17 protein-coding genes are annotated in these 20062 nt (G+C 68.2%); 9 read left to right on the top strand and 8 right to left on the bottom strand.

The annotated features are described in order from the left end of the window. The first annotated feature begins 6 nt into the window (after positions 1-6). Genes ACK4I0_RS05360 through ACK4I0_RS05350 form a run of 3 tightly spaced genes read left to right on the top strand, consistent with a single transcriptional unit; the run spans position 7 to position 2122 of the window. A complete protein-coding gene (locus ACK4I0_RS05360; RefSeq protein WP_409608738.1) occupies positions 7-1167 on the top strand; it encodes an isovaleryl-CoA dehydrogenase in 1161 nt (386 codons plus the stop codon). A 50-nt stretch (positions 1168-1217) separates the two neighbouring features. Then, the gene (locus ACK4I0_RS05355) at positions 1218-1403 is read left to right on the top strand and encodes a DUF3008 family protein (RefSeq protein ID WP_409608736.1); all 186 of its coding nucleotides are present in this window, start codon (positions 1218-1220) and stop codon (positions 1401-1403) included. 53 nt (positions 1404-1456) lie between these two features. Continuing rightward, positions 1457-2122, top strand: a complete 666-nt coding sequence (locus ACK4I0_RS05350; RefSeq protein WP_409608734.1) for a hypothetical protein — start codon at positions 1457-1459, stop codon at positions 2120-2122. Between the two features lie 9 nt (positions 2123-2131). On the opposite strand, the gene ACK4I0_RS05345 is transcribed toward ACK4I0_RS05350, so the two are convergent. From ACK4I0_RS05345 to ACK4I0_RS05335, 3 genes are all read right to left on the bottom strand, one after another. Beyond that, positions 2132-3400: a DUF6395 domain-containing protein gene (locus ACK4I0_RS05345; protein ID WP_409608732.1), complete on the bottom strand. Its 1269-nt coding sequence runs from the start codon at positions 3398-3400 to the stop codon at positions 2132-2134. A 67-nt stretch (positions 3401-3467) separates the two neighbouring features. Further along, positions 3468-4307 (bottom strand): ribokinase, encoded by an 840-nt coding sequence (locus ACK4I0_RS05340; RefSeq protein WP_409608730.1) that lies wholly within the window; start codon positions 4305-4307, stop codon positions 3468-3470. Further along, positions 4307-5239, bottom strand: coding sequence for a nucleoside hydrolase (locus ACK4I0_RS05335; RefSeq protein WP_409608728.1), 933 nt, complete (start codon positions 5237-5239; stop codon positions 4307-4309). Before ACK4I0_RS05335 ends, ACK4I0_RS05340 begins: the two co-directional genes overlap by 1 nt. A gap of 117 nt (positions 5240-5356) precedes the next feature. Here ACK4I0_RS05335 and ACK4I0_RS05330 point away from each other — a divergent pair, with 117 nt between their 5' ends. The 4 genes from ACK4I0_RS05330 (at position 5357) to ACK4I0_RS05315 (ending at position 11122) form a co-directional block, all read left to right on the top strand. Beyond that, positions 5357-7432, top strand: a complete 2076-nt coding sequence (locus ACK4I0_RS05330; RefSeq protein ID WP_409608726.1) for a S46 family peptidase — start codon at positions 5357-5359, stop codon at positions 7430-7432. 75 nt (positions 7433-7507) lie between these two features. Beyond that, entirely contained in the window at positions 7508-7921 is a 414-nt protein-coding gene (locus ACK4I0_RS05325) for a CBS domain-containing protein (RefSeq protein ID WP_409608724.1), read from the top strand. Positions 7922-7996: 75 nt separating this feature from the next. Then, complete coding sequence (locus ACK4I0_RS05320; protein WP_409608722.1) at positions 7997-8563, top strand: hypothetical protein; 567 nt, start codon at positions 7997-7999, stop codon at positions 8561-8563. A gap of 78 nt (positions 8564-8641) precedes the next feature. Continuing rightward, positions 8642-11122 carry an ATP-binding protein gene (locus tag ACK4I0_RS05315; protein WP_409608720.1) on the top strand — a complete coding sequence of 827 codons (2481 nt, stop codon included), beginning with the start codon at positions 8642-8644 and terminating at the stop codon, positions 11120-11122. A gap of 14 nt (positions 11123-11136) precedes the next feature. Here ACK4I0_RS05315 and ACK4I0_RS05310 read toward each other — a convergent pair whose 3' ends face one another. Beyond that, positions 11137-11877 (bottom strand): NYN domain-containing protein, encoded by a 741-nt coding sequence (locus ACK4I0_RS05310; RefSeq protein ID WP_409608718.1) that lies wholly within the window; start codon positions 11875-11877, stop codon positions 11137-11139. Positions 11878-11988: 111 nt separating this feature from the next. On the opposite strand from ACK4I0_RS05310, the gene putP reads away from it, so the two are divergent. Continuing rightward, complete coding sequence (putP, locus tag ACK4I0_RS05305) at positions 11989-13491, top strand: sodium/proline symporter PutP (RefSeq protein WP_409608716.1); 1503 nt, start codon at positions 11989-11991, stop codon at positions 13489-13491. A 65-nt stretch (positions 13492-13556) separates the two neighbouring features. On the opposite strand, the gene ACK4I0_RS05300 is transcribed toward putP, so the two are convergent. Beyond that, positions 13557-14129, bottom strand: coding sequence for an OmpA family protein (locus tag ACK4I0_RS05300; protein WP_409608714.1), 573 nt, complete (start codon positions 14127-14129; stop codon positions 13557-13559). Between the two features lie 290 nt (positions 14130-14419). On the opposite strand from ACK4I0_RS05300, the gene ACK4I0_RS05295 reads away from it, so the two are divergent. Then, positions 14420-15160: a hypothetical protein gene (locus tag ACK4I0_RS05295; RefSeq protein ID WP_409608712.1), complete on the top strand. Its 741-nt coding sequence runs from the start codon at positions 14420-14422 to the stop codon at positions 15158-15160. On the opposite strand, the gene ACK4I0_RS05290 is transcribed toward ACK4I0_RS05295, so the two are convergent. From ACK4I0_RS05290 to lepA, 3 genes are all read right to left on the bottom strand, one after another. Then, the gene (locus ACK4I0_RS05290; protein WP_409608710.1) at positions 15157-16707 is read right to left on the bottom strand and encodes a cryptochrome/photolyase family protein; all 1551 of its coding nucleotides are present in this window, start codon (positions 16705-16707) and stop codon (positions 15157-15159) included. The genes ACK4I0_RS05295 and ACK4I0_RS05290 overlap by 4 nt on opposite strands. Further along, on the bottom strand, positions 16704-18005 hold the full coding sequence (locus ACK4I0_RS05285) for a sensor histidine kinase (protein WP_409608708.1): 1302 nt from the start codon (positions 18003-18005) through the stop codon (positions 16704-16706). Before ACK4I0_RS05285 ends, ACK4I0_RS05290 begins: the two co-directional genes overlap by 4 nt. Positions 18006-18126: 121 nt before the next feature. After that, a complete protein-coding gene (gene lepA / locus ACK4I0_RS05280) occupies positions 18127-19935 on the bottom strand; it encodes a translation elongation factor 4 (RefSeq protein WP_409608706.1) in 1809 nt (602 codons plus the stop codon). Between the last annotated feature and the right edge of the window lie 127 nt (positions 19936-20062).

Raw genomic sequence — 20062 nt, 5'->3', positions numbered from 1 at the left:
GGCGACATGAGCATTCCCAACGCCCCCCAATCCATGGAATTCGGCCTCGGCGAGAGCGCGGACATGATCCGCGAAACCACCGCCCGCTGGGCCGCCGACCGGCTGGCGCCGCGCGCCGCCGAGATCGACGAAAGGAACGAATTCGCCCGCGACCTGTGGCCCGAAATGGGCGAGCTGGGTCTGCACGGAATCACCGTCGAGGAAGAGTTCGGCGGCCTGGGCCTGGGCTACCTCGAACACGTCGTGGCGATGGAAGAGGTGTCGCGCGCCTCCGCTTCGATCGGCCTGTCCTACGGCGCCCACTCCAACCTGTGCGTCAACCAGATCCGCCGCTGGGGCACCGAAGAGCAGAAGCGCAAGTATCTGCCCGGCCTGATCTCGGGCGAGCATGTCGGCTCCCTGGCCATGTCCGAAGCCGGCTCGGGCTCCGACGTCATGTCGATGCGCACCCGCGCCGAGAAGAAGGGCGACCGCTACGTCCTGAACGGCACGAAGTTCTGGATCACCAACGCTCCCTCGGCCGAGACCCTGGTGGTCTATGCCCGCACTGGCGACGGCAACGGCGGCGTCACCGCCTTCCTGGTCGAGCGCGGCATGAAGGGCTTCAGCGTCTCCAAGAAGCTGGACAAGATGGGCATGCGCGGCTCCGACACCGCCGAACTGGTGTTCGAGGACTGCGAGATTCCGGAAGAGAACGTCATGGGCGGCGAAGGCCGCGGCGCGGCCGTGCTGATGAGCGGCCTGGACTATGAGCGGGCCGTCCTGGCCGCCGGTCCGCTGGGCATCATGCAGGCGGCGCTTGACGTGGTCCTGCCCTATGTCCGCGAGCGCAAGCAGTTCGGCAAGGCCATCGGCAGCTTCCAGCTGATGCAGGCCAAGGTCGCGGACATGTACGTCGCCCTGAACAGCGCCCGCACCTATGTCTACGCCGTCGCCAAGGCCTGCGATCAGGGCAAGACCACGCGCTACGACGCCGCCGGCGCCATCCTGCTGGCGTCCGAGAATGCGGTGAAGGTCACGTTGGAAGCCGTCCAGGCTCTGGGCGGCGCCGGTTACACCAAGGAATGGCCCGTCGAGCGGCTGGTCCGCGACGCCAAGCTCTACGACATCGGCGCCGGCACCAATGAAATCCGCCGCTTCCTGATCGGACGCGAGCTGCTGGGCTGACGGAACCGGCCGGCGGGCGCGCCGGTTTTCCGCTCAGTCAGGAGACCGCCATGCCCGCCAAATCCGCCGCTCAGCAAAAAGCCGCTGGCGCTGCGCTCAGCGCCAAACGCGGCGAGACGCCCAAGAGCAGGCTCAAGGGCGCCTCGAAGCAGATGGTCGAGTCGATGAGCGAAAAGCAACTCGAGGACTTTGCCGCGACCAAGCGCAAGGGCAAGCCCGAGCACGTGGACGACTGACGGCGCAATCGCCCCTCTTCTCGCCATGCGCATGCTGGTTCTAGAGTGCCCGCATGAACGCGATGAAGATCCTGCAGTCGGTGGAGGAACTGCTCTACGAGGTCATGTCGTGGCTGCTGTTCTATCCGCGCACCCTGCTGATGACCCTGCGCCATCCGCTCAGGACGATGCGCTATTCGGATCGTGAACAGCAGGACAAGCCCGAGAAGCAGTATCTGGAGACCCTCAGCCCGCCGCTGTTCCTGGTGCTCAGCATCCTGGCGGCGCATGGGCTGGAGCTGCTGTTCGGGATCCCGCTGACCGACGAACCCAACCCCGTCAGCCGCTTCGTCACCGCCAACGATCAGAACCTGCTGGCGTTTCGCGCCCTGATGTTCAGCCTGCACCCCCTGGTGTTCGCCTGGGCGTTTCTGAGGCTGTCGGGCCGCAAGATCGACCGTGAGAGCCTGCGCACGCCCTTCTTCGCCCAGTGCTACCTGGCGGGCGCGACCTCGATCCTGATCAGCCTGGGCTCGCTGGGCGCTCAGGACCCCGCCACCTGGACGACCCTGGCCGGCGTGGCCATCGTGCTCGTCACCACCGTCTGGTACGTGGCCGTCCAGCGGCTTTGGCTGATGGCCGCGCCCGGCATGACAACCCTGCGGGCCTGGGGTTGGGCCATCGTCCTCTATCTGGTGACGACCGGCCTGGTCGTAGCCGCCAACGCCTTGGTGGAATGAGTTCGAGCCTCAGGCCTCCAGCAGCGCCTGCACCTTTTGACCCGCTGTCTGATAAGGCGCTTCGGCCAGGATGCCGTCGAGCGACCAATCGGCCAGACCTTGAGCTTCGGATAGACTCATCGGAGCGGCGAAACGGCTCAGGTTTCGGGCGACTTCATCCCGATGCGAGGCGTGAACATAGTCGAGCCCTCGCGTGTAGAGCCGGTCCAGGTAGTCTAGCCCGTAGGCATCGGCCAGCGGCCGGGTCAGGTCAAACAGGGCGCGATAAAGCGGATGGTCGACCGGGGGCATTCGATGGATCGAGTAGGCCAGCACCGCCTCGTGGTGGATGGGCCGCTCGCCCAACCGGCGCACCACTTCCGGATTGAGGTTGTCGAAATGCGAGGGTGCGACCTTGCGGCCGGTCACCGCGGCGTCCAGCAGCGTCTTGCGAAAGCACTTGAAACAGCGACCGCAGGGGGTGTCGCCCGTTCCGCGAACACAGGACTGGGCCAGCATCTCAGGATAGGCGGCGGCGATGCGGGAAGTCACGACCTCGCTTACGCCGGCGGTCGGCAGCGAGATCGACACGCCCACGGCGTCGAAAACCGGCGCCCAGGACCGGTAGATCGCCCGGGACGCCAGATCCGAATAGTGATGATGGCCCAAATGGAAGGCTGACTCGGCGATCATGCCGAACGATACCGAACGCAGCCCCAGCTCATCCGCCAGAGCCACGGCCGGGGCCGCGTTCGACCAGTCGATGGGGAAGCCGACAGGCGTCCTGACATGCTCAAGATCGGTGTCCGCGACTATCATCTCGCGGCCGGTCGCACGCACGGCTTCGCACGAACGCAGCGCCGCATCGGCGCGATACATGCTCTTGGTCTCGACGTCCGAAACGCGATGTAGAAAGACGGCCACCGTCTCCTTCGGCATCACGGCGAGCGCCGCGACGCTGTCCACCCCGCCCGAAAAGGCGAGGGCGTCACGGCCGCCTGGCTGGCGCGGCGTCACGGCGTCGTCGATTGGTTCGATCTTGCGCTTGAGGTTCGCCGCCACGGCCTCGGCAAACGCGGGCGACACGCCGCGATCCAGTTCAAACGACTTGGCGGTGAAGGGCGCCGCGATCAAAAGGCCTAGCAAGGCCTGAATGTCGGGATGCAGCGTGCCGCATTTGAGAGTGACGCTCCGTCCGCTGAGCTTGCCCTTGCGGTTTTCGCAATAAGCGACGTCCTCATCGTTCGGAGCAAGATCGAACCGGACTCCGTCGGCCGTGCGGGCAGCATTGATTTTCATGACCCGCTTCTCGCACAGGCCGCCGAAGCGACGCCACCCCCGGACGCGACCTTCTTGGGCGACGAGTTCAAAGCAGCGCCTCGACCTCTTCGCGCGTGCCCAGCGAGGGCTGGGCGCCGGGGCGGGTGGCGGCCAGCGCGCCGGCGGCGCAGGCGAAGCGCAGGGCCTGGTCGGGCGCCATTCCATCCAGCAGGGCCACGGTGATGGCGGCCACGAAGGCGTCGCCGGCGCCGGTGGCGTCCACGGCCTCGACCTGGGGCGGCGTGGCCCACGCCATTTCGACGCCGCGCTGATACATGGCCGCGCCCTTGGCCCCGCGCGTGACCACGACCCGTCCGCCGCCGCGATGCAGGGCGTCGCCGTAGAACTCGGCCTCGGTCTCGTTGACCACGATCAGGTCGGCCCTGCGCAGCAGGTGTTCGGAAACCGGGGCGGCCGGCGCCAGGTTGGCGCAGACGAAGTCGGTCGCGCGGCCCACGGCGGCCTCGACGGTGTCGAGCGGCAGCTCCAGCTGGACGATCAGCGGGCCTTCAATGCGCTGGGGCAGTTGCTCGGGCGTGACCAAGTGGTTGGCGCCGGCCGCGACCGTGATCTGGTTCTCGCCGGTCGGATCCACCGTGATCAGGGCCACGCCGGTGGGGGCCGCCACATCGGTCTCGACCCCCGCCAGATCGACGCCGAATTCCTCCATCAACGCCAAGGCCTCGGCGGCCATGCCGTCGGCGCCGACGCGGCCGATCAGGCAGACCTCGGCCCCCAGCTTCTCGGCCGCCAGGGCCTGATTGGCGCCCTTGCCGCCCGGATGGCGGGCCAGGGTCGCGCCGGTCACGGTCTCGCCCGCCCTCGGCAGGCTGGGCGCGTTGGCGACCAGGTCCAGATTGATCGAGCCGACGACGGTGATGCGCATCAGGCCACCCGCTCGGCCAAGAGGTCGAACAGACCATCGGCGTCGGCCGTCACGGCCCAATGGTGGCGCGCCGTCGCGGGATCGACGCCCCTGAACTCGACCGCCGTATGGCCGCGCGTCAGGTCGGACGCGGTCTCGACCTCGATGCGGCAAGTGCGGACCTCGAAAAGGTCGGGCTTCAGGAACCAGGCCACGGTGACCGGGTCATGGACTGGCGGGGCGTCCCAGCCGACGATCTCGCGCTCGACCCGCTGGGAGAAGCGCATCATGGAGGCCGCGGCCTGGGCCTGGGGCGTGTCGATGGCCTCGATGCGGGCGATGCGGGCGTCGGTGGCTCGCACCTGGTGGGTGGCGTCGAGGCCGAAGACCGTCAGGCTCAGGTCCGAGGCGAAGACCTCGGCCGCCGCGTCGGGGTCGGCCCAGATGTTGAACTCGGCCGAGGCGGTGATGTTGCCACCCTCGCTGCGCGCGCCGCCCATGACCGAAACGGGACCAAGGCGGGCCGCCAGCCGGGGCTCGCGGCGCAGAGCCAGCGCAAGGTTCGTCAGCGGCCCCATCATGGCCAGGGCCACCGAGCCTTCCGGGCGCCCCATGACGATGTCGACAATGGCCTCGGCCGCGTGTCCGGGCGTGGCCGGGAACGGCGGCTCGAAGGGGGGCAGGTCGCCCAGGCCCTCGGCGCCGTGGAACTCCCCTGCCCCGGCGGGCTCGCGCACCAGGGGCCGGTCGGCGCCCAGGAAGACCGGCACATCCTCGCGCCCGGCGATCTGGCGCAGGATGCGGGCGTTTCGGCCCGTGCGTGAGACGGGGACGTTGCCCCCCACGGCGGTGACGGCCAACAGATCCAGCTCAGGAGAGCCGAAGGCCAGGAACAGACCCACGGCGTCGTCCACGCCGGGGTCGCAATCGATGATCAGGCTTTGCTTCTTCACCCCGCCGGTTTGGCGGGCGTCGGGCTTCAGGGCAAGTGCGCGCCATTGCCCCGGCGTCGCAAGCGGGTCAAAACGGCGGCCCGCCGCCTGCGGATCGTCCGTTTTCCAGGAGTGCCCATGCGCCCGCTTCTTCTCGCCGGCTCAATCGCCGCCATCGCTTTCGCAGCCTCCTCCGCCTCGGCCGAAGAGGGCATGTGGACCTTCGACAACTTCCCCATCGCGCGCGCCAATCAGACGCTGGGGACCAACATCGACCAAGCCTTCCTGGATCGCGTGCGCCTGTCGTCGGCCAAGTTCGGCGGCTGTTCGGCTGGGATTGTCTCGGGCGAAGGCCTGGTTCTGACCAACAACCACTGCGTCGCCACCTGCGTGGCCAACCTGTCGACCCAGGCGGTGAACTACGCCGAGACCGGCTTCACCCCGCGCAGCCGCGAGGAAGAGCTGAAATGCCCCGGCGGCTCGGCCGAGATCCTGACCGAAATCGTCGATGTCACCGAGCGGATGCACAAGGCCGGTGAGGGCCTGTCGGGCCAGGCCTTCACCCGCGCCCGTGACGCCGAGGCCGCCCGGATCGAGGCCGAGTGCGGCGACGCCGCCGACGCGCGTTGCCAGGTCGTCAGCCTGTACCGCGGCGGACAGTTCAAGCTCTATCGCTACAAGCGCTACACCGACGTGCGCCTGGCCTGGGCGCCCGAGGATCGCGCCGCGACCTTCGGCGGCGACCTGGACAACTTCTCCTTCCCCCGCTTCGCCATCGATGCAGCGTTCATCCGTTTGTACGAGAACGGCGCCCCGGCTGCGACGCCCACCCATTTCCGCTGGAACGCTGACCAGCCGACCGAGGGCGCGCCGGTGTTTCTGTCGGGCAGCCCCGGCGCCACGCAGCGCCTGCTGACGATGCAGCAGCTGGCTTCCATCCGCGACGTCGTCCTGCCGCTGGACCAGCTGATTGCTTCGGAGCTGCGCGGCCGACTGATCCGCTACTCCCAAGAGGGCGAGCGCCAGGCTTTCGAGGCTATGGACCCGATCGTCGGGCTAGAGAACACCTACAAGCGCGGGCGCGGCCGGATGGCGGCCCTGATCGACGCCAACTTCATGACCATGAAGGCCGCCGCCGAGGTCGACTTCATGCAGCGCTATGCTCAGGCGAATCCAGGCCAGGCGGCGGACCCTTGGGGCCAGCTGGAGGCGGTGCAGCCGACGCTGCGTGAGCTCTACCCCGCCATGGCGCTGCTGGAAGGCGGCACGGGTCTGGGCACCACGCCGGTCGCCGGCGGGTCGCAGCTGTTCTCCTATGCCCGCACCCTGGTTCGGGGCGCGCAGGAGCGGGCCAAGCCTTCGGCCGAGCGCTTGCCCGAGTTCGCCGACAGCCGCCTGGCCGGCGTGCAGTCCGGCCTGTTGGCAGAGCGCCCCATCTATCCGGCGCTGGAGCAGGTGCGGCTGGAATGGTGGCTGTCCAAGACCCGCGAGTGGCTGACGGTCGACGACCCGCGCGTCCGCGCCCTGTTGGGCCGCGAAAGCCCCGAGGGACTGTCGGCCAGCCTGGTCGAGGGCACGCGCCTCGCCGATCCGGCGGTGCGCCGCGCCCTGTGGGAAGGCGGGCTTGAGGCGATCCAGGCGTCCGACGACCCGATGATCCGCTATCTGCTGTCGATCCAAGAGCCGACACGCGCCATCCGCGCGGAGTGGGAGGAGAAGGTTCAGGCCCCGACCGACCGCGCGTCCGAAGCCCTGGCGACCGCGCGCTTCGCCGCCTATGGCGACACCGTCTATCCGGACGCGACCGGCACCCTGCGACTGACCTACGGCCAGATCGAAGGCACGGACGTGCCGGGCCAGCGCTTCGGCGCCTTCACCACCTTCGCCGGCCTGTGGGACCGCGCGACCGGCGCCGCGCCGTTCGACGTTGCGCCCAAGCTGCTGGCGGCGCGCGAGCAGATCGACGGCGACACGGTGCTGAACATGGCGGTGTCGACCGACACCATCGGCGGATCGTCCGGCTCGCCGGTTGTCACCCCGGCGGGCGACATCGTGGGGGCCAACTTCGATTCCACCGTCCTGACCCAGCGCAACGCCTATGGCTATGACCGCAACGTCAATCGCAGCGTGATCGTCACCACCGGCGCGGTGACCACCGCCCTGCGCGACGTCTACGGCATGACCGGCCTGCTGGCCGAGTTGGGCGTGCGCTGAGACGCCCAAACGGAACCTGAGCCGTGCGAGGGGGTTCTGGCGACGGAACCCCCTTTCGTCTGTCAGGAGCCTGCCATGAAAGTCCGTGACCTCATGACCCGCGACGTCCACGTCGCCCGTCCCGAAGACACCCTTCAGGAGGTCGCGCGACGCATGGCCGACGGCGATTTCGGCTTCGTGCCGGTGGCCGACGGCGAGCAGCTGGTCGGCACCCTGACCGATCGCGATATCGCGGTCCGCGCCGTGGCCTCCGGCGCCATGCCCACGGCCACGGTTGGCGAGTTCGTCAGCCGCAACGCCCTGACCGTGCGCGACGACGAGGACCTGAAGGCCGCCCTGGACCTGATGGCCTCGCGCCAGATCCGCCGCGTGCCGGTGATCGACAAGAACGGCCGTCTGGTCGGCGTCGTCTCGCTGGGCGACCTGTCGACCCGCGTGAAGGAGAAGTATGCGGGCGAGGCGCTGGAGGACATTTCGCGCTCGCGTTAAGGCGCGGCTAACCCTCTCGCCACACCGGGCCGTAACGCCCTTCGTTCATCCTGATCGTCTCGAGAAGGATGAACCATGGCGCGCGCGCAGTTTCAGAAGGGCCAGAAGGTCTGGGTCGAGTGCGTGGGCGCCTGGGCCCACATAGAGAAGGTCTGTCCGGTTTGGGCGGCCGGCTTCGAAGAACCCGTGCGCGTGACCTACGACGTCGGCCTGGGCCGCGACTTCCTGGCTCACGAGCTCCTATTGCCTACCGATGATCCAGCCGTGTCGGACATGGGTGACTGGCGCCTGCTGCGCGCCCGCAACAAGTGGCAGCCGCTTGAAGACTGCGCTCACCACCCGCAGCCCGGCTCCTATCCCGTGGTGGTGACCGACACCGCCGACTGGGGCGGCTGGCGCGTGCCTGGCGCCGAATACGACCGTGATCCCGCCCGGATCGAAATGCAGGCCCGTGTCATCGCCATCGCGCCGCGCCTGATGACGCTGGCGGCCCAGATGATCGACTTCGTCTCGGATCATCCTGACGATGCGCCGGCTGAATTGCTTGAGCTGGCGAAACGAGCGCGCGCGACCCTGCGTGAGGCGACCGACGTTCTGGCGCCCGCGCCGGAAAGTCTGCCGAGGCCCGCCGACGCGGCTTGATCCGGTTTCGCCCTCGACACGAATCCGCGACGCAGCCTAGATTCAACCTCGACGTCGAATCGTCGGGAGGAGCGTGTTTTGCGGGCTGAACGCCGCACGAGCGGAGGCCGACGCGGCTCCGATCGCGGGATAAAGGGACCGCCCGCCTGGGCGCGCATCCTGATCCTGGCGATCGCGCTGGCTGTCGCCGCTTACGTGCTGCTGTTCGCGCGAGAGCTGGCCCGTCCGGCCAAGGAGGCGGAGACGCTGGGCGCCGCCGTCCTGCATCAGGACGCGCGCCTGGCCGCCGCCCTCACTACAGCCCGTCTTCAGGCCGCGCGCCCCGCCCTTGAGGCTGCGGCCGAAGCCCTTGCCGCCAGTCCGGGCCAGCCTGTCCAGGCCGTCGAACGCGCGCGCGCCCTGGACGGCGCCGCCGCCTTCGCCGTGGTCTCGTCGCAAGGACAGGTCCAGGCCGTCGTCGGCGCTAGGTCGGACGCCTTTGCCGCCTTGGGCGAAGCGCCCGCTGATTTGAGCCCTTCGGCCGATCGAAACGCTGTGCTCGTGCGGCGCGGGCTCGAGGGCGGCGGGGCCGTCTTGGCCCGACTGCCGGCCCTGCCCGCGCCCAGCCGAACCGATGCGACCATCAGCCTGGTGCGCGACGGCCGCGTTCTGGCCGCAACCGAGACCGCCTGGGTCGGCCAAACCACCGACGCTGTCATGGGCCTGGACGCCGAGAGCGCCTCCCGGCTGGGTTCGCCCCAGCTGCGTGACGGGGACAGCCCGGCCACCGTGGCCGGCGCTCGGAGCGCCGAAGGGGTGAGCGCTGTCTCCACGGCGCCGTTGCGGGCGGGGCCAGCGGCCCTGCTCAACGATGTCTGGGTTCTGGCCGCGCCCCTACTGCTCGGTCTGGCCGTGCTCAGTCTCGTGCTGATCCAGAAGCATCGCCAAGCCCAGGCCAGCCAGATGTGGGCAGACGGCGAGCGACGTTTCCGTGTCGCCGTCGAAGGTGCGAAATGCGGCGTGTGGGAATGGGACCTTGAGAGCGGCGAAGTCACCGTCTCGGACTATATGGCCGGTCTATTGGGCTTGCCGCGCGGTGGGGCCTATCCGGCCGAGACCGTCACCGACCTGATCCATCCGAAATATCGCGAGACCGTCGTCCATGCGCTGGACCAGGCCTCGGCCTATGGCGCCTTCGAGGTCAGTTTTCCCGTCAGGGGCGAGGACGGACAGGCCCGCTGGATTGACGCGCGCGGTCAGTCGCGCGGGCCGCGCGGCGAAGAGGGGTTCGACGCCATCCTGGGCATCGCCCTGGACATCACTGAAGCCCGTCGCGCCAAGGCCCAGGCTCAGGCGGCCGAACTGCGGCTGCGCGACGGCATCGAAAGCGTGTCCGACGCCTTCGTCCTGTTCGACCGCAACGGTCGGCTGGTGCTGTGGAACGACGCCTTCATCGACGCCTTCGGTTTCGGCCCCGACGTGGTGCGCAAAGGCGCCCAGAAAGACGAACTGAACCGCATCGCCGCCTTGGCCATCAAGTCGGACGGCAAGGGGGCCGGGGGGCGCGCCGGCGCGCGCGAGGTCGAACTGAACGATGGGCGCTGGCTGCAGATGGTGGAGCGCTTCACCTCCGACGGCGGCTCGGTCGTCACCGCGGCCGACATCACCGCGGTCAAGCGTCAGGAAGCCGAGCGTCGTCAGGCGGCGGACCATCTGCGGCTGATGGTCGATCGCCTGGAGGCCAGCCAGGAGAAGCTGAGCCAGCTGGCGCGGAAATACGAGGTCGCCATGACGCGCGCCGAGGCGGCCAATCAGGCCAAGTCGGAGTTCCTGGCCAACATGAGCCATGAGTTGCGCACGCCGCTGAACGCCATCAACGGCTTCTCCGAGATCATGCAGGCCGAGATGTTCGGGCCGCTGGGCGACGCCCGCTACAAGGGCTACGCCGCAGACATCCACAAGTCGGGCCAGCATCTGCTCAGCCTGATCAACGACATTCTGGACATGGCCAAGATCGAGGCCGGCAAGCATCGGCTGCACTATGAGCCGGTGTCGCTCAAAGCCGTATGCGAGGACGCTATCCGCCTGATGCGCGGCAAGGTTCAGGAGGCCGGCCTGAAGCTGACCCTGGACCCCGCGCACGGCCACGGCGACCTGCCCGAGATCGAGGCTGATCAGCGCGGATGCAAGCAGGTGATGCTGAACCTGATTTCAAACGCGGTGAAGTTCACGCCCGAGGGCGGCGCCATCGTCGTGCGCCTGTCGCGGCGCGACGGCGACTTCGTGCGCATTCAGGTGATCGACACCGGCATCGGCATCGCGCCTGGCGATCTGGCTAGACTAGCCCGTCCGTTCGAACAGGTCGAGGGCCAGCATTCGAAGACCACCCAGGGCACCGGACTGGGTCTGGCCCTGACGCGATCGCTAATCGAGATGCACGGGGGAGCCTTCGCCATGGCCAGCGAACCGGGCCAAGGCACTGTCGTGACCGTCGACCTGCCGATACGGCGCCCGGTTCAGCAATCAGAACCCGCGGCAGAATCGCCGATCGAGCCTGCCGCCACCGCCCGCGCCGCCTGACGCACCTTGGGCGGTCAGCCCTTGACCCGCACCATGGGCGCGCGGCCTTCGTGGGTGCGTATCTCAAGCGCCCGCGGCACGGCCCGGATCAGGTCTGACAGCTTGGCGCAGCCGTAGGTGCGTGTGTCGAAGTCTGGATAGGCGTTCCTGAGGCGGCTGCCGACGCCGCCCAAAGTGACCCATCCGTCGCCGTCCTCGTCCATGTCGGCGATCGCCGCCGAGATCAACTTGACCGCCTCGGAGGGCTTTCGTCTCTGGTTCTGCGTCGAGGGTTCCGCCCCGGTCTCGGCCGTGGGGGTCATCAGGTTGTCGATGTAGATGAAGCGCGTGCAGGCCTGACGAAAGCTCTCGGGCGTCTTGCGCTCGCCGAAGCCGTAAACCGGCAGACCCTGCTCGCGGATTCGCGCCGCCAGGCGGGTGAAGTCGCTGTCGGAAGACACCAGGCAGAAGCCGTCGAACCGGCCGGAATGCATCAGGTCCATGGCGTCGATCGCCAAGGCTATGTCACCCGAGTTCTTGCCCTTGGTGTTCTGGAAGTTCTGCTGCCACTGGATCGCCCAGCGCGGCAGAACCTCGACCCAGCCCTTCAGCGCCGGGCTGGCCGAGTCGCCGTAGATACGCCTGGCCGAGGCCTCGCCCATAGTGGCGATTTCGGTGAACAGAACCTCGGCGATCCGAGCGGATGCGTTCTCGCCATCGATCAGCACGGCTAGACGCGGCACCCGTGTCGTGGCGGAGGGCAGGTCGGCGGGCATGGGCGTCTCCGAGGCTGATGGGGCAGACTCGCCACCTGGACCAGGCGGGTCAATGGCCGATTGCGGCGAAGGGGTGGCCAGCGCGGCCGCCGTCCTGCTACGCCATGCCGCATGGAAACTGGAACGATCATCTCGCTCGCCCTGTATTTCGCGCTGATGCTCGGCATCGGCGTCTATGCCTGGCGCCAGTCCACCAGCGACGTCTCGGGCTATATGCTCGGCGGCCGCAAGCTGGGGCCGTGGGTCACGTCCCTGTCGGCCGGCGCCTCGGACATGAGCGGCTGGATGCTGCTGGGTCTGCCGGGCGCCATGTTCCTGACCGGCCTGTCGTCGGCCTGGATTGCGGTCGGCCTGGTGATCGGCGCCTTCGCCAACTACCTGATCGTCGCGCCCCGACTGCGCGTCTATACGGCTCGAGCCGACGACGCGATCACCCTGCCAGACTACTTCGACAAGCGGTTCAACGACCGGTCACGGCTGCTGCGGATCATTTCGGCGCTGGTGATCGTGGTCTTCTTCACCCTCTACACCTCGTCCGGCCTGGTGGCGGGCGGCAAGCTGTTCCAGACCTCGTTCGGCCTCGACTACAACCTGGGCCTCTGGATCACCGCCGGCGTCGTCCTGGCCTACACCATGATCGGCGGCTTCATGGCCGTCAGCCTGACCGACTTCGTCCAGGGCTGCATCATGTTTGTGGCTCTGCTGATTGTGCCGATTGTGGCGCTGACCCACGTCGGCGGGGTCGAGGGCATGACCGAGACCGTGCGCTCGGTCGATCCGCAGTTGCTGAACGTGTTCCGCGACTTCACTCTGATCGGCCTGATTTCGGCCCTGGCCTGGGGCCTGGGCTATTTCGGCCAGCCGCACATCATCGTGCGCTTCATGGCCATTCGGTCGGTCAAGGACGTTCCGGCCGCGCGAAACGTCGGCATGAGCTGGATGCTGCTGTGCCTCCTCGGCGCGCTGGGCACCGGCCTGGCCGGTCTGGCCTACGCCACGCGCACGGGCCTGCCGGTTTCGGACCCGGAGACCATCTTCATCATCCTGTCGGACGTGCTGTTCAATCCGCTGGTGACCGGCTTCCTGCTGGCGGCCATCCTGGCGGCGATCATGAGCACCATCTCGTCGCAGCTCCTGGTGTCGTCCAGCTCGCTGGTGGAGGACTTCTACGCCATCTTCCTGCGCCGCGGCGCCAGTCAGACCGAGCTGGTCAATGTCGGGCGCGGCGCGGTGCTGGCCGTGGCGCTGGTGGCGATCCTGATGGCCAACAACCCCGACAGCAATGTGCTGTCGCTGGTGTCCCAAGCCTGGGCCGGGTTCGGCGCGGCGTTCGGTCCGCTGGTCATCCTGTCGCTGACCTGGCGTCGCATGACGCGCAACGGCGCCCTGGCCGGCATGATCGTAGGCGCTGTGACGGTGCTGTTCTGGATCTATGCGCCTGTGCTGCCCGGCGGCGAAACCCTGTCCAGCGTCATCTATGAGATGGTGCCCGGCTTCGTCCTCAGCTTCCTGGCGATCCTGCTGGTCAGCCGCCTGGACGCCGCGCCGGGCGAGGCCGTCGTGCGCACCTTCGACGCGGTCGAGGACGAGCTGAAGGAAGCGCGCGCGAAGTAGGCCCAACCACGAAAAAGGGGCGGTCCTGACAGACCGCCCCTCTTCAACGCTTTACTGACAGTCGATCAGCTCAGGACGACGATCGCCACGCGGCGGTTCTGAGCGCGGCCGTCGCGGGTGTTGTTCGGCGCAACCGGAGCCTCGGCGCCGTACGAGATGGTGGCCATGCGGTTCAGGGCGATGCCCTGCTGGCTCATGAAGCGACGCACCGCTTCGGCGCGTTGCTCGCCGAGCTGACGGTTCACCTGATCCGGGCCGGTCGCATCGGTGTGGCCCTGGATTTCCAGATAGACGTTGCGGTTTTCGCTCTTCAGACGCTGAGCGAATTCCGTCAGGCGCTGCTCGGCTTCCGGCGACAGCGAGTCGCCCGAGACCGGGAACTTGACCGAGTCGTCCGACAGCACGACCTCATAGAGGAACTTGCCCTCGGCCAGCTTGTGGGCGGCGTTGGCGCGTTGCAGCGCCTCGCCGGCCGTGCCTTCGACGCGCGCCACATTGGCGTCCGTCTGGTCGACGCGCGCGTCCACCACGGCGATGTTGTCACGCACGAACCGATGGCTGGCGCAGCCGGACGCGGTCACGCCGAAAGCCAGCACAACACCCGTCAGGGCAGCAGCCCGGATTGTCGATCGCTTCAAGGTAGTCACTCCTTCGTTATCGGGGCGCAAATCCATGTCATCGCGCTTGCATTACAGGTGCCGAGGGACTCGGGGCCGCGTCATGACCGGCTTGTGACCTGATCAGGGCAGCTTGACCGTTAGCTTGACCGCACGGCGTTCTTGCACGCTTCGCCATTTTGCTGACGCGGAGGGCTGGTCCTGCTGTGGGCTGCATGGATGATCTGTCGGACCATTCAAGGACTTCTGTTCGCCGGAGCCGTCGCTCGCGCGCGCTCGCGATCGCGTTCAGCGCGGGTCTGCACCTGGGCGTGGCCGGACTGATCCTGCTGTATCCGCGCCCCGAAGAAATTTCGCCGATCGCGCCCGAACCCATTCTGATTCAGCTGGAGAAGCCGTTTCAGCCGCCCGCGCCGGACCTGGGGGACGGCGGCGGCTCGGAAGCCGGGGCGGTGGAGGCCGAGACGCCCGCACCGGAGCCTCAGCCCGAGCCGGAACCGCCGCCCCAGACGCCGACCCGGCCCGTCCCGGTCACCGCCAGCCTGAACGCCGAGCCATCGCCCCGCCCCTCGCCGCCTGCCTCGGTCAGCGCGGCCGAGCTGGCTGGCGCGGCCGTCGCCGGTTCAGGGTCCGGCATGGGTTCCGGCGGCTCGGGCACGGGATCGGGCGCCGGCGTCGGCTCGGGTTCCGGCGGCGGATCGGGCGGAGGCGGGGAATGCGACATGATCGCCCGTCTGCAGGACAAGATGCGCCAGTCCGCGCGCGTCCGCGCCGAGGTCGCCCGCGTCCAGGCCCAGGTCTCGCCCGGCCGCGCGCCCCTGCTGTGGAATGGCGCCTGGCTGCGCAGCGACGGTCAGGACGGCGAGGGCCTGGCGGCCGTGCGTCAGGCCATAGCGGTCGAGGTCGCCTTCGCTCCGGCCGCCTGCCGCGCCCCGCCCATGCGCGGCCTAGTGGTCCTGACCATGGCCGATCAGCCGGGCAGTCCCCGCATTGCCCTGGGCTCGGCCAACTGGCGCTGGTCCGACCTTCTGGAGGCGCGGCGGCGCAACTAGTCCGCGTCGGTCAGGCGCGTCGCGCCCAGATGCAGACGCGCCGCCTCGGCCTCGTCCATCAAGGCCTGACGCCGCGCCTCGCCGAAGCCATCAAGGGTGCGATACGGCATGGCCAGCCGCGGCAGGCCCGACAGCCGCGCGCGATTGCGCTCCAGGAAGCCCCAGTACAGCCGGTTGAACGGACAGGCCCCGTCACCAGCCTTGGCCTTCACGTCGTAGCGACAGCCGGCGCAATAATCGCTCATCCGGTTGATGTAGGCGCCGGAGGCGGCATAGGGCTTCGACCCGACGACGCCCCCGTCGGCGAAGGTCGCCATGCCGCGCGTATTGGGCATCTCAACCCATTCGTAAGCGTCGGCGTAGACGACCATGTACCACTCGTCGACGGCGTCGGGATGCACGCCCAGCAGCATGGCCAGATTGCCCGTCACCATCAGCCGCTGGATGTGGTGGGCATAGGCGTGGGCGCGGGTCTGTCCCACCGCATCGGCCACGCAGGCCATGTCGGTCTCGCCCGACCAGTAGAACCACGGCAGCGCCCGATCCGCGTCCAGCGCGTTGCGTCGGCCGTACTCCGGCGACTTCAGCCAATAGACGCCGCGCACATACTCTCGCCAGCCCAGGATCTGGCGGATGAACCCTTCGACGGCGTTCAGCGGCGCGCGGCCGTCGCGATAGGCCGCCTCGGCGCGCCGGCAGCCCTCCAGCGGGTCCAGCAGACCCAGGTTGATCGAGGTCGAGATCAGGCCATGCCACATCCAGGGCTCGCCCTGGGCCATCGCGTCCTGCCAGTCCCCGAAGCCGGGCAGGATGTCGGCGATGAAGGCCTCCAGCACGGCCTGCGCCTCGGCCTTGGTGGTCGGCCAGCCGAAGTCGTGCAGATCCCCGAAGTGATCCGGGAACAGGCGCGCCACGTCCTCTATCGCCTGGCGCGTGATGTCGGACGGCGGGGTGCGCAGGCGGTTCGGCGGACGAACGCCGCGCGGCAGTTTCTTGCGGTTCTCGGCGTCGAAGTTCCAGCGCCCGCCCTCGGGCTGGTCACCGTCCATCAGCAGGCCGGTCTCGCGCCGCATCTCGCGATAGAAAAACTCCATCCGCAGTTCGCGCTTGCCCGACGCCCAACGTCGAAAGCGGTCGTGCGAACAGATGAAGCGGTCGTCCTCGCGGATCTCCACCGGCGCCTGCGCGACCCCGGCAAAGGCGCTCAGGGCCTGCGCCAGCCGCCATTCGCCGCATTCGGTGAGAACCACGCGCCCGAAGCCGCCCTCGTCCAGCGCGCGGTGCAACTCGCCGACGATCGAATGGGTGTTGGCTGGATCCTCATAGCCGACGTAGCGCACCGTCACGCCGCGCTGGCGCAGGTTCTCGGCGAAGGCGCGCATGGCGGCGAAGATCAGCGCGATCTTCTGCTTGTGGTGCCGGACATAGGTGGTCTCGTCGCGCACCTCGGCCATCAGCACCACGTCGCCGTCCGCTAGATCGCTCAGCCCCGCCAGATTGGCGGACAACTGGTCGCCCAGGACGAGGCGGAGGGCGGGAGCTGTCACTGCGCCAGGGCGGTCGGCGCTTCCAGCACCAGACGCGCGCCGCGACCTTCGGGCCGGTTGACCAGCGTGCCGCCGATCTGGCGCACCAGGCTGTCGATCACGCGCATGCCCAGGCTGCGGTCGCTGCGCGCGGCTTCCAGATCGAAGCCCCGGCCCTCGTCGGCGACCACCACCGTCAGCCGCCCGGCCTCGACGCGGCCGGAGACGTGAACCAGGCCCCCGTCCGAACCATAGGCGTATTTGATCGCGTTCGTGACCAGCTCGTTGACGATCAGGCCCAGCGGAATGGCGACGTCGGCCGCCACGCCCGCGTGGTCGGCCTCGCAGGTCACCGCGTGCAGGGTGCTGCCGGTGTCGACGGCCTCGCACAGCTGGCACAGGAAGTCCGACAGGATCACGCTCTGCACATCCGTGCCGCGCCACAGCTGGTCGTGCACTTGGCCGATGGCCTGGATGCGGGCGCCGGCGTCGTTCAGGGCCGCCTTGACCTCGTCGCTGGCGGCGCCGCGCGACTGCATGGTCAGAAGGCTCGAGACCAAAGCCAGGCTGTTCTTGACCCGGTGGCTAACCTCGCGCGTCAGCAGCGCCTGATGCTCGATAGCGGCGACCAGGCGAACCTCGGTCTCCTGGCGTGCGATGGCGGCGCCCACGACGGCGGCGAAGGCGTCCAGGAACAGGGCGTCGCGCGTGTCGAACTGCCCCTCTTCGGGGCTGTCGACCTCCAGCACGCCCCAGGGCTCGCCGTCGATCTCGGGGCGGATCAGCACATTGATGGCGCGGCGCACGCCGTGGTCGGCCAGCAGCCGAGGGGTCGAGAACCGCTCTTCATTGTCCAGATGGTTGGACACTAGGGGCTTGCCGGTCTGGAAGGCGTAGCCGGCCGGGGAATCCAGCTCGACGCTCAGCGAAGTCACGCCCTCGACGGCCGTGCGCCAGCCCACGCCGGCCGCCAGCACCAGTCGGTCGCTGACCGCGTCGTGGGTCAGTACCTTGGAATAGGGGGTGGCCAGACCTTCCGAGCAAAAGCGGCAGGCCGCGTCCAACAGGGCCTCGCGGTCGCGCTCTCGCAGCGCCACTTCGCCGAAGCGCGCTAGGAGGGACTGCTGGTTCAGCCGATAGGTCAGCTCTTCGGCCAGGCCGCGATGCGGCGCCGGTTCGGGCGGCGCCTCGACCACGGGCCGGGTTGCCTCATCCATCTGGATTTCGGTGTCGCCGGCCGCATCCTCGCGGACTTCGGCGATCAGTTCGGCGATCTCGGGCGTCAGGCAGACGGTCGAGGGCGAAGGGCGATTGGCCAAGGGCGTCACTGACTGCAAGTTGAGATCGAGGCCGAGCATATAGGACCGACCGGGCCGCGCGACAGTGGCGCGAACGCATCAGCCCCGGATCAGGTTCACAGCGCGCGGCGCCCGCCCCGGATCAGTCGTCGTCCATCTTTAGCGCCGCGATGAACGCCTCCTGCGGGATCTCGACCTTGCCGAACTGGCGCATGCGCTTCTTGCCGGCCTTCTGCTTCTCCAGCAGCTTCTTCTTGCGGGTCGCGTCGCCGCCGTAGCATTTCGACGTCACGTCCTTGCGCAGGGCGCGTACGGTCTCGCGGGCAATGATCTTGCCGCCGATGGCCGCCTGGATCGGGATGACGAACATATGGGGCGGGATCAGCTCCTTCATCTTCTCGACCATGCCGCGCCCGCGCGTCTCGGCGCGGCCGCGGTGGACCAGCATCGACAGGGCGTCCACAGGCTCGGAGTTGACCAGGATGTTCATCTTGACCAGGTCGCCGACCTTGTAGTCCGTCAGCTCGTAGTCGAACGAGGCATAGCCCTTCGAGATCGACTTCAGCCGGTCGTAGAAGTCGAACACCACCTCGTTCAGCGGCAGCTCATACACCACCAGGGCGCGCGCCCCGACGTAGCTCAGCTCGATCTGCGAGCCGCGGCGGTCCTGACACAGCTTGATGACCCCGCCCAGATATTCGTCGGGCGTCAGGATGGTGGCCTTGATCCAGGGTTCGCTGATGGTCTCGATCTGCATCACGTCGGGCAGGTCGGCCGGATTGTGCAGGTCGATCTCGGTCCCGTCGCGCTGCTGGATCTTGTAGACGACCGAGGGGGCCGTCGCGATCAGGTCCAGATTGAACTCGCGGCTCAGGCGCTCCTGGATGATCTCCAGGTGCAGCAGGCCCAGGAAGCCGCAGCGGAAGCCGAAGCCCAGGGCGGCCGAGCTTTCCATCTCGTAGGTGAAGGAGGCGTCGTTTAGGCGCAGCTTGCCAATGGCGGCGCGCAGGTCCTCGAAATCGGCGGCGTCGACCGGGAACAGGCCGCAGAACACCACCGACTGGACTTCCTTGAAGCCCTTCAGCGGCTCGGCGGTCGGCTTCTTCTCGTCGGTGATGGTGTCGCCGACGGCGGCGTGGGCGACTTCCTTGATCTGGGCGGTGATGAAGCCGACCTCGCCCGGCCCCAGCTGATCCACAGGCGTGTTCTTGGGCAGGAAGACGCCCACGCGGTCGACCAGATGGGTCGTGCCGTGCTGCATCATCTTGACCCGCATGCCGGTCTTCAGCACGCCGTCGAACACCCGAACCAGCAGCACCACGCCCAGGTAGGGGTCGTACCAGGCGTCCACCAGCATGGCCTTGAGCGGCGCGGCCGCATCGCCCTGAGGCGCCGGCAGGCGGGTGACGATGGCCTCCAGCACGTCCTCGATGCCGATGCCCGACTTGGCCGAGCACATCACGGCGTCCGAGGCGTCCAGACCGATGACGTCCTCGATCTGGGCCCGCACCCGGTCGGGCTCGGCCGCCGGCAGGTCGATCTTGTTCAGGACCGGGACGATCTCGTGGTTGTTGTCGATGGCTTGATAGACGTTGGCCAGAGTCTGGGCTTCGACGCCCTGCGACGCATCCACGACCAGAAGCGAACCCTCGCAGGCGGCCAGCGAGCGCGAGACCTCATAGGCGAAGTCCACGTGGCCGGGCGTGTCCATCAGGTTCAGGACGTAGTCCTCGCCGTCCTTGGCCTTGTAGTGCAGGCGCACGGTCTGCGCCTTGATGGTGATGCCGCGCTCCTTCTCGATATCCATGTTGTCGAGAACCTGCGCCGACATCTCGCGCGCGGTCAGGCCGCCGGTAACCTGGATCAGGCGATCCGACAGGGTCGACTTGCCGTGGTCGATGTGCGCGACCACGCTGAAATTCCGAATGCGCGAAATGGGGGGAGTAGACATGGGCGGCGGGTAGCATGACGCCCGCTGAACGCCAATGGCGGCGGGAATCCGCGCGGCGCATTACTTCCCGGTAATGGAGCGATCACGCGTTTGAGAGCGTTGCGCGAAAGGCGTAATGAGGCGTCTC

This window comes from Brevundimonas sp. (assembly GCF_046295775.1).
GTDB lineage: Bacteria > Pseudomonadota > Alphaproteobacteria > Caulobacterales > Caulobacteraceae > Brevundimonas.
This window is presented reverse-complemented; position numbering and strand designations above follow the sequence as displayed.